12 protein-coding genes are annotated in these 14,161 nt (G+C 62.3%); 8 read left to right on the top strand and 4 right to left on the bottom strand.

From position 1 onward, the window contains the following. The first annotated feature begins 133 nt into the window (after positions 1-133). Both SJY33_RS00260 and SJY33_RS00255 read left to right on the top strand, forming a co-directional pair. On the top strand, positions 134-2,722 hold the full coding sequence (locus SJY33_RS00260) for a M14 metallopeptidase family protein (protein ID WP_379920489.1): 2,589 nt from the start codon (positions 134-136) through the stop codon (positions 2,720-2,722). A gap of 21 nt (positions 2,723-2,743) precedes the next feature. Beyond that, on the top strand, positions 2,744-3,502 hold the full coding sequence (locus tag SJY33_RS00255; protein WP_379920488.1) for a hypothetical protein: 759 nt from the start codon (positions 2,744-2,746) through the stop codon (positions 3,500-3,502). On the opposite strand, the gene SJY33_RS00250 is transcribed toward SJY33_RS00255, so the two are convergent. Continuing rightward, positions 3,476-4,153 (bottom strand): Fe2+-dependent dioxygenase, encoded by a 678-nt coding sequence (locus tag SJY33_RS00250; protein ID WP_379920487.1) that lies wholly within the window; start codon positions 4,151-4,153, stop codon positions 3,476-3,478. The genes SJY33_RS00255 and SJY33_RS00250 overlap by 27 nt on opposite strands. A gap of 90 nt (positions 4,154-4,243) precedes the next feature. Further along, a complete protein-coding gene (locus SJY33_RS00245) occupies positions 4,244-4,885 on the bottom strand; it encodes a TetR/AcrR family transcriptional regulator (RefSeq protein WP_379920486.1) in 642 nt (213 codons plus the stop codon). A gap of 120 nt (positions 4,886-5,005) precedes the next feature. On the opposite strand from SJY33_RS00245, the gene SJY33_RS00240 reads away from it, so the two are divergent. From SJY33_RS00240 to SJY33_RS00225, 4 genes are all read left to right on the top strand, one after another. Beyond that, the gene (locus SJY33_RS00240) at positions 5,006-7,288 is read left to right on the top strand and encodes a TonB-dependent receptor (protein WP_379920485.1); all 2,283 of its coding nucleotides are present in this window, start codon (positions 5,006-5,008) and stop codon (positions 7,286-7,288) included. Positions 7,289-7,401: 113 nt separating this feature from the next. Further along, positions 7,402-8,682 carry a serine--tRNA ligase gene (gene serS, locus SJY33_RS00235; RefSeq protein ID WP_379920484.1) on the top strand — a complete coding sequence of 427 codons (1,281 nt, stop codon included), beginning with the start codon at positions 7,402-7,404 and terminating at the stop codon, positions 8,680-8,682. A 112-nt stretch (positions 8,683-8,794) separates the two neighbouring features. Continuing rightward, entirely contained in the window at positions 8,795-9,559 is a 765-nt protein-coding gene (gene surE / locus SJY33_RS00230) for a 5'/3'-nucleotidase SurE (RefSeq protein WP_379920483.1), read from the top strand. Next, positions 9,559-10,635 carry a potassium channel family protein gene (locus tag SJY33_RS00225; protein ID WP_379920482.1) on the top strand — a complete coding sequence of 359 codons (1,077 nt, stop codon included), beginning with the start codon at positions 9,559-9,561 and terminating at the stop codon, positions 10,633-10,635. Before surE ends, SJY33_RS00225 begins: the two co-directional genes overlap by 1 nt. Here SJY33_RS00225 and SJY33_RS00220 read toward each other — a convergent pair whose 3' ends face one another. Next, positions 10,636-11,049 carry a DUF1761 domain-containing protein gene (locus SJY33_RS00220; protein ID WP_379920481.1) on the bottom strand — a complete coding sequence of 138 codons (414 nt, stop codon included), beginning with the start codon at positions 11,047-11,049 and terminating at the stop codon, positions 10,636-10,638. It lies immediately after the preceding gene. Then, positions 11,046-11,567, bottom strand: coding sequence for a hypothetical protein (locus tag SJY33_RS00215; protein ID WP_379920480.1), 522 nt, complete (start codon positions 11,565-11,567; stop codon positions 11,046-11,048). Before SJY33_RS00215 ends, SJY33_RS00220 begins: the two co-directional genes overlap by 4 nt. Positions 11,568-11,617: 50 nt before the next feature. On the opposite strand from SJY33_RS00215, the gene rimO reads away from it, so the two are divergent. Together rimO and SJY33_RS00205 are read left to right on the top strand one after the other, a co-directional pair. Continuing rightward, positions 11,618-12,991, top strand: a complete 1,374-nt coding sequence (gene rimO / locus SJY33_RS00210) for a 30S ribosomal protein S12 methylthiotransferase RimO (protein ID WP_379920479.1) — start codon at positions 11,618-11,620, stop codon at positions 12,989-12,991. Between the two features lie 304 nt (positions 12,992-13,295). Then, positions 13,296-14,156: a L,D-transpeptidase family protein gene (locus SJY33_RS00205; RefSeq protein ID WP_379920478.1), complete on the top strand. Its 861-nt coding sequence runs from the start codon at positions 13,296-13,298 to the stop codon at positions 14,154-14,156. Positions 14,157-14,161 lie beyond the last annotated feature (5 nt).

Raw genomic sequence — 14,161 nt, 5'->3', positions numbered from 1 at the left:
AGCACCGCACCGCTCCAAGTTCCGGACTTGACCGTTTCGCCGTCTTCGCGGCAAGGCTCGCGGTTCGCGCGTTCGGGCAGTTAAGCGGGGTGGTTTGATGGTTTGTAAGGCTTGGGGCCAATGCCTCGCAGTGATGGCAGCGATCGTTGGCGCAGCGCAGCCGGGTGCGGCGCAATCCTTTGGCCAAGGGCCGTTCGATACCGCCATTCCGACGTTGACGACAACCGTGGGACATGAACCCGGAACGCGCGTTACCTCACCCGATCAAACCTATGCCTATCTCAGCGCCTTGGCCGAGGCTGCCCCGGATCGTGCAAAGCTTGTCCAATACGCGGTGAGCTGGGAAGGTCGGCCGCTGTATTACCTCGTGCTGACGGCGCCTACGAACATGGTCAGGATCGAGGCGATCCGCGCCGATATGGCCGCTATCGCCGCGGGCCGTCCCGGCAGTGGGTCGGCCCTTCCGGTGACGTGGCTGGCTTACGGTGTTCACGGCAACGAGATTTCATCGACCGATGCCGCGCTGATGACAGCGTATCACCTTTTGGCGTCGCTAAATGATCCGCGATCGACCAAAATTCTCGACAACACCATCGTCGTCATCGATCCGATGCAGAACCCTGATGGCCGTGCGCGCTTCGTCAGCAATTTTCTCGCCGCGACCGGAATTGCGCCAGCGGCAGATCGGCAAGCCGCCGAGCATGACGAGCCGTGGCCTTCGGGCCGGGTCAATCATTACATGTTCGATCTCAACCGCGATTGGTTCACGCTGTCCCAGCCCGAAACCCGGGGCAAGGTCGCTGCGATCCGTGAATGGAACCCGGTGGTCGTGGTCGACCTGCACGAGATGGGTGGCGACGAAACCTACTTCTTCTCTCCAGCCGCCCAACCCTTCAATCCGAACCTCTCCGCTGCGCAGATCCGTAGCTACGAATTGATCGGCCGCTACAACGCCGCTGCGTTTGATGCGCGCGGTGAGCCCTATTTCACCCGTGAGGTCTATGACCTGTTCTACCCCGGTTACGGCGATACGTGGAACGCGCATCAAGGGGCGATAGGCAGCACGTACGAACAGGGCTCGGCACGCGGTCTGGTGTTTGCGCGGCGCGATGGGACCGATCTTACTTATGGCGACGGGATCGCAAATCACTTCACAGCCAGCCTTGCCACAGCCTCTGCGGTGGCGGACAATCCGCAGAAGTTTCTCGCCGATTTTGCCGCCTACCGCAGCGGGAACGCTGGCGGGGCAGCCGGCCGGGGAACCTATGTCATCGACCTTGGCGAAAGCCGCTGGAACGCCGAACGGCTGGGCCGGCGTCTGGCAGAACAGGGGATTACTGTCCTGCGCCGTGAAAGTGCGGCCAGCCTATGTGGCAGGTCCTACCCCGAAGGCTATCTGGCAGTGCCGCAGGCACAGCCCGCGGCGCGGTTGGTGCGCAGCCTGCTGGATCGCGATACGCCGCTGCCTTCCGACTTCCTTGCAGAACAGGAGCGCCGCCGTTCGGTCGATTTGCCGCACGAACTTTATGATGTGACTGCGTGGTCAGTGGGGCCGATGTCAGGCACCGATATCCGTCTGTGCAATGCTGCGGTCAGCGGCGATGCCATGCGCGCGGATGCACCGATTGCCGCCAAGGTGGAAGGGACCGGCGATTTTGCCATTGCCGTCCCATGGACCGACAGCGGGCAGGCGCGGCTCGTCGCTCTGGCACTGCGCGAGGGTATCGATGGGCGTGCAACCGACCGGGCATTCGTATCCGATGGCCGCGCATTCCCTCGTGGCACCGTGGTCTTTCCCGCCGGTTCCAATTCGCCAGACAAGATGGCGCGACTGGGCGTACTGGCCCGCGAAGTGGGCGCGCATACGGTCGCACTGGAAAGTGGCTGGGTGGACAGCGGGCCCAACCTTGGCAGCGAACATTTCGTGCGCTTGAAAGTGCCACGTGTCGCGCTGGCATGGGACGACGGCGTGTCACCGCTCAGCGCCGGGGCCTTGCGCTATGTGTTGGAACAACGACTGGGTTTGCCCGTAACGCCGATCCGCACCAGCCGCCTGAGCCGCGCCGACCTTTCCGATTACGATGTCGTTCTGGTACCCGAAGGCAATCCCGGCAGCCTTCTGGGCGACAACGGGAAGCGTTCCATGCGCAGTTTCGTCCAGCGCGGCGGTGTGCTGGTTGCAATCGGAGAAAGCCTTGATGCTTTCAGCGGCGGAGACGATCCACTGATCAGCGTCAAACGCGAGGCGGCTCTGGGACGCGGGCCTGCCGAGAAAGACAACGATGGGGGCGACCTTGCCGAAGGCATGGCGATTGCCAGCGACGCCGAATATCGCGAAACGATCAAGGATCAGGCCGCCTTGCCCGATACCTTGCCGGGAGCTCTGCTGAACGTTGTGGGCGAACCTGACCACTTCCTGTCTGCCGGTTACGATAGCGGCGCGGTTGTTCTGGCAACCGGCAGCCGGATTTTTACACCCCTAGACCGTTCGACGGGCGTTAACGTCATGCGGTTTGCCGCGCCGCAGGATCTGGTTGCCAGCGGCTATGTCTGGGACGAAAATCGGCGCCAGCTTGCCTACAAACCCTATCTGATGGCCCAATCGCACGGGCGCGGGCTGGTGATCGGATTTGCGCATGACCCTTCGGCTCGTGCTTATCTGGAAGGGCTGGATTTGTTGATCGCCAATGCCGTTCTGGTGGCTCCGTCGCGGGTGCGATAAGGCAGGTCTAGGCCACGCGGCATGATTGTGCCATCCTGCGGGGCAATGGCGCTGTTTGAAGTCCTCGTTGTTCTTCATGTTTTGACCGGCACGCTCGGGCTGACGGCGTTCTGGGGGCCGGTTATCACGCGCAAAGGTGCCACTCGCCACCGCGTATGGGGCAGGATCGCAAGCTTCGGTTTTCTGGGTGCTGGCGCTCTTGCCATTGCGATGGCGCTGATGTCGCTTTTCGGGTCGCAGATGCGCCACCCCGAAGTGACCGATCGCGTCCTGTTCGATGGGCTGTTTGGCTGGATGATGCTGTATCTTGGCACGCTGACCATCGGTTTTGTCGACTACGGGCTGGCAGTGATTCGCCATGCGCGCGATCGCCGGGCACTGCGCCGGGCGCGCTATCAGGCGGTGATCGCCGCAGTCATCAGCACCGGGGCGGCCTGCGGGATCTATGGTGCGACGATCGGGCACCCGCTGATGATGCTGGTCGCCTTTATCGGCATTGCGGCAATGCTGATCCAGCAACGCTATATCTGGCGCCGCGATGATCCGGCCAAGGGCGCGCATGTGGGCGAACATTTTCGCGCGCTGATTGGCATGGGCATTTCGGCCTACACCGCATTCCTGTCTGTCGGGCTGATCCGCATGATGCCGGATCAGGTGTTCAACCCGGTGATGTGGGCAGGCCCCAGCGTGATCGGGGTCAGCCTGATTGTGTTTTTCACCATCAGGGCCAGACCGGCTGCTGGCCGCAAGCCATCACGATCGCGCCCACATCCGCAATAGGTTGGCGATGGTCTTGTCCAGCGTCAGCAGCTCCGCCGACTGGCTTGGCAATTTCTGGCGCAGCGCGGCGCGCAGGTTTTCCAGATCAAACAGCATTTCGCGCTGCGCTGCATCGGCCACCGTGCTTTCGATCCAGCCTATGCACACCACCCGGGCGCCGCGCGTCACCGGTGTCACTTCATGTATGCTGCCCGAAGGGTAGAGCACAAGAGACCCTGCCTCGCCCTTGACGGCCTGTGTCATGCCCGCGGCGTGGATCACCAATTCACCGCCATCATAGTCATCGGGCGGGGTAAGAAAGAGCGTGAACGACAGGTCGGTGCGCAACCGCCGCGCCCCGCGTCCCATCATGGCATTGTCAACATGCGCGCCATATTTGCCGTCAATGCCCGTGCGGCTGATGATGACAGGAGAAAAGCGGCGCGGCTGCGCAGCAGCGGTGACGATGTCGTTGTCGGACACCAGCCGGAACAATTCATCCTGCAGCGCGCGCCCAGCTGTGCTTTTCATGCTGGCCTGTTCGTTGCGTTTGACCTCGCGCGCGACCTTGCCAGCCGTTTCGCGGCCATCGCGCCAATCAAGCATCGCAATCCGGTCGCTGATCGCGGCAAGGTGTTCGGAATCGCGGATGGCGTTGATGACAAGGATCATGACGCTCGCTCTAACGAGGGGCCCAGTAGCCGACAAGGTGGCCGTACAAATGCAGGCTCTGGCATACGGGGGTTCATGGTCCGTGCCCCGTCAGCGTTTCATGACCCCTTCGGCCAGCAGCCTGTTCACGCCGGCCGCAACATCGTCGGCCGCCGTTTGCCCGCCGCCCCACACCACATATCGCAGGCCCACGAACACGTTCATTCCCATCAGCGCCCAGGCTTCCAGTTCGCCCAGACCTTCGCGAAACACGCCGTCCGCCGTCCCCGCGCGCAGACGATCCGCGATGCGCGATGCAATGGTTTCATAATGTTGCCGATAGCTGGCGGGGTCGACGAATTCGGCCTCGTCGATGATCCGGTAAACTTCCTTGTGTTCGGCAGCAAAGCGCAGAAACGCCGCCAACGCGGCCTGTTCGATTTCGAGCGCGCCCATCTCCTCGTTCAATGCCGAACGCGCACTGGTGCGCACCTTTTCGCTCATGTCGGCGACCAGCGCCCGGAACAGTGCATCCTTGCTGTCGAAATAGGTGTAGAAACTGCCCAGCGCGACCCCCGCCCGGCGCGTGATCGAACTGACCGAAGCCTCATGAAAACCCTTTTCGCCGAACTCTTCGGCGGCTGCATCCAGCAGCTTGCGCAAGGTGCGCCGCCCACGCTCGGTCCGCGGCACCTTGGCGTCGCCGCATGCCGCCTCTGCGGCGCTTGTCACGCCGGCCTGAGTGTTGCCCATCAGCTACTCCCTCCGTGCTTTCGGTAGGCGGCACAGCCTTACGGCACAAGTCTAAACTTGAAAGGTGGTTCAACTTTCAATATCACAGTCGCCATAAAAGGGCCAGGAGAGGAAAACCCCATGAGAACTTCACCGTATATGCGTGCGCTGCTGCTTGCCGGTTGCGCAGGAATTGCCGGCTTTGCAGCACCGGTATCAGCACAGGATATGACGGCTGATGATGTGATGACGGCTGCTGATGCGGCTGAAGGCGAGATCATCGTGACGGCACGCCGCCGTGAAGAACGCCTTGTCGATGTGCCGGTCGCCGTGACCGCGTTCGAACAGGCCGATTTGCAGCGGCTTCAAGCGGTTGACCTGTCCGGACTTCAGGCGGCGGCGCCCAACCTCAATCTGGTGCAGGGCCGCGGCTCTGCGGCAAGCGCCAACATCTTCATTCGCGGTCTGGGCCAGCCCGATGCGCTGCAGACCTTCGACCCTGCCGTCGGCATTTATGTCGACGGGGTTTACCTGTCGCGTATTCAGGGCGCGCTTCTCAATCTGTTCGATGTCGAACGCATCGAAGTTCTGCGCGGCCCGCAGGGCACGCTGTACGGCAAGAATACCACCGGCGGCGCGATTTCGGTGGTCAGCCGCAAGCCCGATCTGAACGATGTCCGCGTCCAAGGCTCCGCGCTTTACGGCAGCTACGATCAGATCGTTCTGAACGGTTACGCCAATGCCCCGCTGGTGACGGACCGCATCGCCTTGAGCCTTGCAGGTCAGTGGGACAAGCGTGATGGCCTCGTCACCGATCCGCGCACCGGTCGGCGTTACAATGATCGTGACAGCCTTACCGTGCGCGGAATCTTGCGGGCACAGGCCACCGATGCGCTCGAAATCATCGCTTCGGGCGATTACAACCGGCAGCGCAATGCGCTGACGCTGGGCTATCCGACCGCCCGTCTGGGCGGTGTGCGGCCCATCCCGGCCAACCCCTACGGCGAATATGATTTCCGCGCCTCAACCAGCTTTACCGGTGATGAAGGGCAGCGACTTGAACATTGGGGAGCAAACCTCACCGCCAACCTGACGCTGAGCGATGCACTCACGCTCACCAGCATCACCAGCTGGCGCAAGCTCGACCCCGAACTGTTCGTCGACATTGATGCCACCGAGGCCGAACTTGGCGATGTCTTTGTTGGCATCGACCAGCGCCAGTTCAGCCAGGAAGTCCAGTTGAAGTGGGACACGGACCGTTTCTCGGGTGTGTTCGGACTGTTCTACCTCAACGAAACCGTCAGCTCGCATCAGGAAGCGTATGCCGATGATCTGTTCGGCGTTCCCTTCACGCGGCTTATCGATGATTCGCAGAACACCAAGAGCTACGCCGCCTTCGGTCAGGCGACCTATGATTTCACCGACCGGTTGAGCCTGACCGCAGGGCTGCGGTACACCAAGGAAGAACGCACCTACGATCGCTTTACAACCACGGTGTCGACCTTCCCCGCGCTGAACGGCATTTCCTTCAGCTTCCCCGGAAGTCTTCCTGCTCCGCTGAATGAAGACAACAAGGCTACGTTCGATGCCTTTACGCCCAGCGTCACGCTGTCGTTCAAACCGGGCGCTGACAGCCAAATCTACGTGACGGCAGCGCGCGGGTTCAAATCCGGCGGCTTCAACGGTCGCGCCAACAGCCTTGCCGATCTGACACAGGTCGTCGACGGCGTGCCGCAGCTGGTCACCACTTTCGAGCCCGAAACCGTCTGGACCTACGAAGGCGGGGCGAAAGCGAGCTTCCTTGATGGCCGCGTCTATGTTGCCGGCAGCGTGTTCTACAGCGACTTCCGCAATTTCCAGGCGCGCGTCGGCGGCGGCGCGGTGGCGACCTTCCCGGTTCTGAACGCCGGCAAGATGTCGATCTGGGGCGCAGAGCTGGAAGGCGTGGTCAAGCCGACCCGCAACTGGACGCTGCGCAGCACCTTCGGTTTCCTTGATGCGCAGTATGACGAATTCAACGATGGCCGCCGTCCGCCGACTTTCAGCTGCAACCCGACTGGCAACCAGATCACCTGCGAGCCCGCCTTCGCGCCGCCCATCACCTTCACGGTCGGCACCGATTATCGGATCCCGTTGGGCGATGCCGGATCGGTGACGCTGGGCGGCGATGCGCGCTTTGTGGATCGCCATTTCCTGAGCGTCGACAACCGGCCCGGACTGGTCGAGCCGGGGTACTGGCTGGCCAACGCCTTTGTCCGGTTCGATGACGCCGATCGCCGGTTCTATGTGCAGGGCGGCGTGAAGAACGTGTTCGACGAACTGTACCGCACCGATGGTCAGGAATTCAGCTCGGTCGGCAACATCCAGACCGTCTATTTCGGCGACCCGCGCACCTACAATGTGATGGTCGGCTTCGCGTTCTGACCGCAGCCATAACGGATCGCTGCGTTCGGAAAGGGGCGGCCTGCGCAGTTGTGTCGCAGCCGCCCCTTTCTCCCTCTTTCCTTGGGCTTTCCAAGCGGGCATAGGCCGACGCCATGCATGATATTCGCTTGATCCGAGAAAACCCGCAAAGCTTCGACGCTGGTCTGGCACGGCGCGGGCTGCCCGCGCAGGCTGTAGCACTGATCGCGCTGGACGAAGAACGCCGGGCGGTCACCACGCAGGTTCAGATCGCCCAGTCGCGCCGCAACGAAGCCAGCAAGCTGATCGGCGCAGCAATGGGCAAGGGCGACAGGGACGCTGCCGAGGCGCTGAAGGCCGAAGTCGCCGCGCTCAAGGACAAAATGCCGGCGCTTGAAACGCAGTCGGAGACGCTGGCAGCACAGCTCAGGGATGCGCTGGCGATCATTCCCAACCTTCCTGCTGACGACGTACCCGACGGTGGCAGCGAAGAAGACAACCGGGTGGAAAGTGAATGGGGCACACCCAGAAGCTTCGATTTCGCGCCCCGTGAACATGCCGATATTGCCCCTGCGCTGGGGATGGATTTCGAGACCGGCGCAAGGCTCTCAGGCGCACGTTTCACCTTCCTGCGCGGCCCGATGGCGCGCCTGCACCGGGCGCTCGGCCAGTTCATGCTCGACGTGCAGACCGGCGAACACGGCTATTCCGAATGCAACCCGCCCGTGCTGGTCAAGGACGAGGCGATGTACGGCACCGACAAATTGCCGAAATTTTCCGAGGATAGCTTCCATACGACAGAGGGCCGCTGGCTCATCCCTACTTCCGAAGTCAGCCTGACCGCCAGCGTCATGGGCGAATTGCTCGATGAAAGCGCCCTCCCTTTGCGCCTTACCGCGCTGACCTTGTGCTTCCGTTCCGAAGCCGGGGCGGCGGGGCGTGATACGCGAGGGTTCATCCGCCAGCATCAGTTCGAGAAGTGCGAACTGGTCAGCATCGTGAAGCCGGAAGACTCCGAAGAAGAACACCAGCGCATGGTGCGCGCCGCTGAAACCATCCTCGAACGTCTCGCCCTGCCCTATCGCAAGCTCCTGCTCTGCACCGGCGACATGGGCTTTGGCGCACGCAAGACCTATGATCTTGAGGTCTGGCTGCCGGGGCAAGGCGCCTATCGCGAAATCAGTTCCTGTTCGAACACCGGCGATTTTCAAGCGCGCCGCATGAACACCCGCTACCGCGTCGCGGGCGAGCAGAAGGCAACCCAATTCGTCCACACGCTCAACGGCTCCGGCCTCGCGGTCGGGCGCACGCTGGTAGCGGTGATCGAGAATTACCAGAATGCTGATGGCTCGGTCACGGTGCCTGAAGCACTGCGGCCCTACATGGGCGGGCTTGAGGTTATCACGGGGCAGTAACCATTTCCGTGATCCTGAATTCGTTCCACGATCTATCAATCCGCAAGCGTCGGCACCGAAAGGACAAATGAATGCTGAAACAAGTTCAGCGTGACGACGTTGGGGATGAGGCATGAGAATTCTCCTCACCAATGACGACGGCATCCACGCCCCCGGCCTGAAGGTGCTGGAAGAAATCGCCCGGCAATTTTCCGATGACATCTGGATTTGCGCGCCATCGGAAGAACAATCGGGCGCAGGCCATTCGCTTACGCTCAACCGTCCCGTGCGGCTGCACCAGCATGACGAGCGCCGCTTTGCGGTCACAGGTACGCCCACCGATAGCGTGATGATGGCGCTGCGCACGGTGATGCCGGAGGCGCCGGACATCATCCTGTCCGGCGTCAACCGCGGCGCCAATCTGGCCGATGACATTACCTATTCGGGAACCGTCTCCGCCGCGATCGAAGGCGCACTGGCCGGCATCCGCTCGATCGCGTTCAGTCAAGTCTATGCGCGCGAAGGGTTGGGCGATGACGTGCCCTTTGGCGCGGCGCGCGAATGGGGGCCGAAAGTTCTGGCCAAGCTGATTGACGCGCCGCTGGCCGACCGCACGCTTATCAATGTCAACTTCCCTGCGCTCGCACCCGATGCTGTGAAAGGCATACGCGTCGTGCGGCAAGGGTTCCATGATTACGCGCGCGGCACGCTGGTCGAAGGGCGCGATCCGCGGGGATACCGGTATTTCTGGTTCGGATTGGATCAGATTGAACACACAATCGACCACGGTACGGATCTGGAAGCGATCGATGATGGCTATGTTGCAGTGACGCCTTTGCAACTTGATCTGACCCACTATTCGACCATCGGCATCCTTGCCGAACGGTTTGGCGACTGATGGCCAGGGATCCGGCTCGCAACCCGTTCAGGCGCAAGACGTCGAGCCAGGAACGGTTCACCCCGCTGCGGCGGCAGGTCAAGCTGCCGGTATGGGGCGACATCGGCATCCGTCTGGGGATCGCGTTCTTCCTGCTGGGAATGGTTATCCTGATCCACTGGTACGACCGCGCAGGACTGATCGACAATGTCGACGGGGATATCAGCTTTCTCGATGTCGTCTATTTCACGATGATCAGCGTCACCACCACCGGGTTTGGCGACATCGCCCCGGTGTCGGATCGCGCGCGGCTGATCGAAGCCGTGCTGGTAACGCCCGTGCGGATCGCCGTATTGTTCATCTTCGTGGGCGCCGCCTACGATTTCGTTATCAAGCGCAGCTGGGAGAAATGGCGCATGGCTCGTATTCAGGAGCAGCTGACCGATCATGTCGTCGTGCTGGGCTATGGCGTTTCGGGTTCGCAAAGCGTGGGCGAACTGATCGAGCGCGGGGTCGATCCGCGGTGCATTGTCGTTATCGATCCGTCTGAAGAGCGGTTGAGCGAGGCCGAAAAGCTAGGCGTCAATGTCATGGCTGCCGATGCGACCCGCGATGTGACGCTGCAATCTGTGCGGATCGCCGAAGCGCAGAGCGTGCTGGTATCGGCGGGACGCGATGACACCTCGATCCTGATCGTACTCACCGTCCGGCATCTGGCGCCCAAGGTGCCCATCAGCGTGGTGGTGCGTGCGGACGACAATGAAACCCTGGCCCGGCAGGCAGGGGCGGACAATGTCATCAACCCCGTGCGCTTCACCGGTCTGCTGCTGGCAGGCAGTGTGAAGGGCGCACACATTGCCGACTATCTCGCCGATCTCGCCAGCGTGGGCGGGCGGGTGCAGCTGGTCGAACGCGTGGTCAGCGAAGCCGAATGCGGCAAGTCGATCGCCGAACTGAGCAGCGGCGGCCAGGGTCTGCGCGTGTATCGCAATGGCCGCGCCATCGGGTTCTGGGAGAACGAATGCCAGACGCTGCTACCCGGGGATGTCGTGGTGGAAATTGTACCGACCGCCGCACGGGACGGTGATCTGGCCTGATTAGGTTCGCAGCCATACGAACACGGCGCCCATCAACGCCATGCCAGCAATCAAATGGCCCGCGTCGATCAGGAACCGCGAAAGCGGCTGTTTCTGCTGTAGATAGTTGATCCCGACAGCGGGAATCATCACGCCAATCGCAAACCCGATTGCCATCATCATCACGACAAACGCGGGCGGGTCGGTGCGGGCCAGCAGATGCCACAAGACCATCGCGATCAGCATTTCAAAAGCGATGGTCAGCACCAACGCCAGCCCAAGGCCCAGCGGCCCGCGCTTGCTTTCCGCCTGCCAGCTGGCTGCACGCCGCGCGGGGACACGCGATGCCGGAAAGACCACGCCGTACCACAGCAGGCTGACAACGAAGAACGCCGCCGTTCCGGCCACGACGGGCCACAGTGCAAAGTCGTTCATGCTGCCTCGCTTGTCATTCCGGGCCAATCGAGCACGATTGACGCCCCTTCATCGATAACGCGCCATCGCGCCAGAAAGGCATCGAGTCCGGATCGGATCGTGCCGAGCCGCGTAAGTACGCCGTCAGGTCGCGGTACGTGTGATGCCGCCCAGGCAGGCTCAGCCATCGCCATAATCGCAGCGTCATCAGCCCCGCCACCCCAGCTTGCGGCTTCAAAACATTCGACCAGCCGTTCGGCCTGAAGCAATTCGATGATCGCCGTATCGGGGATCGCGGCCCGCTTCGCACTGGCATGCCCCCCTGCCAGCGCAAGCGCCTGCACTGCATCGGGTGCCAGCCCCGCCGCGACAAGCCCCCAGAACCCGCCAGCAAGGCCCAGTTCGCGCTCAACGAAAAAGTGGTAGGCATCGTGCGGATAGGGTCCCTTTCTGGGAACGGCGAAGGCGTCACGCGTCCCGTCTGCCCGATCAACTGCGACGTGATCGTGCGCCGCCCCTTTGGTGATCGTGATCCGCATGGCTTGCCTGTAGCGTAACTTGCGACTTCGGTGTAGAGGGCGCGCCAATCATGACCACTGCAACCACAATCCTTCCCGATCAGAAGAAGATCGGCATGGTCAGCCTCGGCTGTCCCAAAGCGCTCGTCGATTCCGAGCGCATCCTCACGCGGCTTCGCGCCGATGGCTATGCCTTTGCCGAAGATTACGCGGGCGCGGACATCGTGCTGGTGAACACCTGCGGCTTTCTGGATTCGGCCAAGGAGGAAAGCCTGGCCGCGATCGGTGAGGCCATTGCTGAAAACGGCCGCGTGATCGTGACCGGCTGCATGGGCGAGGAAGCCGACGCCATCCGCGCCGCGCATCCGCAGGTTCTGGCAGTGACAGGCGCCCATCAATACGAACAGGTGGTCGAGGCGGTACATACCCATGCTCCGCCATCGCAAGGGCCCTTCATCGACCTTATTCCGCAGCCCGATATCAAGCTGACCCCGCGTCATTACAGCTATCTCAAGATTTCCGAAGGCTGCAACCATTCCTGCGCTTTCTGCATCATTCCCGACCTGCGCGGCAAGCTGGCCAGTCGCCGGATCGACGCGGTGCTGCGCGAGGCCGAAAAGCTGGTCGCAGCAGGCACCCGCGAATTGCTTGTCATCTCGCAAGATACCAGCGCCTACGGTGTCGACACCCGCCACGAACCGCGCAGCTGGAAGGGCCGCGAAGTGCGGGCGCACATGACCGACATGGCCCGCGAACTGGGGCATCTGCGCACACCTGATGGCCAGACGCCGTGGGTTCGCCTGCACTATGTCTATCCCTATCCGCACGTCGATCAGGTCATCCCCTTGATGGCGGAAGGGCTGTTGACCCCCTATCTTGATATCCCGTTCCAGCACGCCAGCCCCAAGGTGCTGAAGCTGATGAAGCGGCCCGCGAACGAAGCCAAGGTGCTCGAACGCCTCAAGTCATGGCGCGCCATCTGCCCCGACATCGCGATCCGCAGCTCCTTCGTCGTCGGCTTCCCCGGCGAGACCGAAGACGATTTTCGATACTTGCTCGACTGGCTTGAAGAAGCGCAGCTTGACCGTGTGGGCGCCTTCCGGTTCGAACCGGTCGAAGGCGCTGCGGCCAACCACCTGCCCGATCAGGTGCCTGAAGCGATCAAGGAAGAACGCTACGCCAGGATCATGGAAGTGACCGAACGGATCAGCGCCGCCAAGCTGACTGCCAAGATCGGCCGTACCTTTCCGGTCATCATCGATGACATCGGCGAAGCCGACGAGGATGGCGATATCGGCGCGACGGGCCGCAGTCAGGCCGACGCGCCCGAGATCGACGGTGCGGTCTATCTGCGCAACGTTCCCGCTACCCTCAAACCCGGCGATATCGTCGCGGCTACCATCGAAGATGCCGACGCGCATGATCTGTTCGGCGTGATCGCCTGACACCGGATCGCAGCGGGCTTGCACCATCGCGGTGGCCTGTAGGAGACACATGAGACACTGTCCAAGGAACGAAAAACGTTCCCCCCGGACAGGGCCTCATACGTACCAATGTCCGCCTTGCGGCGCGCACCAACGATGACAAGGAGCCGGGCACGGGTGTAACCGCAAGGCTTGGCTGTAGGAAAGCAGGCGGGCCGGCATTGCCGCGACACCCGTTAACCCGCGACCCGCCAGCGTCCCCGCAAGGGACGGCGAATGGTTAACCTCTGGCGAGGATTCGTTAATCAAGGCATATACCATCGCCATGATCCGTACACTCGCCCTCACGTTCGCCCTTGCAGCCCTGCCCGCCGCCGCTGTAGCGCAATCCGGCGCCGATACCGGCCGCGCTGCCGAGGCCGCCGAAGTCGTCGCCGCGCAGGCGCAGCGCGCATTCGACACGGTCGATCCTGACGAGGCGATGAACGATGTAGATGGCGCAGCCTTCCCCACGATCACGGGCCTTCCGCCTCTGACTGCAGAGGCGCCCGGGCCGGTCACCTTGTCCAGCGCGCCTGCCATGACGGACGAACCCGCCGGCGATGCAGCCGCAGTGGCCCCGCGCGGCCCGGCGGTGCGGATGATTGCCGCGCCGGTGGTGCAACCACTTCCCACCGCGCCCATGCCTGTGGCCCCCACGCCAGCGGTCCTCACCAGCAATGATCCCTTTGTGATCAAGTCGATCCTGCCGATCGAGGGTTCGATCCGTTATGGCGACTGGTTCTGGGATGAAAGCGCAGCACTTGGCGCAGGCAAGCTGGTAATTACCGTCGATCTGGAAGCGCGCGTCATCAGTGCCTTCCGCGATGGGCATGAAATCGGAACAGCGGTGGCCTTGCTGGGGACGCAAAGCCATCCCACCCCGCTGGGCGCCTTCCCGATCCTGACGAAGGAGAAGGACAATGTTTCGGAAAAATACGACAACGCGCCCATGCCGCACACACTGCGCCTGACCTGGGATGGCATTGCGATCCACGGTTCGCCGGTGATGAATGGCTATGCCAGCCACGGCTGCATCGGCGTACCGGATGAATTTGCCGCCAAGCTGTATGCTGCCGCGCGGCGCGGAGACAAGGTCATCATCACCCGCGGCAAGATGATCGGGATTGGCGACAAGGTTCTGTAACGCGT

The organism is Erythrobacter sp. R86502, assembly GCF_042466465.1.
Taxonomy (GTDB): Bacteria; Pseudomonadota; Alphaproteobacteria; order Sphingomonadales; family Sphingomonadaceae; genus Erythrobacter.
The sequence above is the reverse complement of the archived record's forward strand: the minus strand, read 5'-3'. Positions and strand labels throughout refer to the sequence as shown.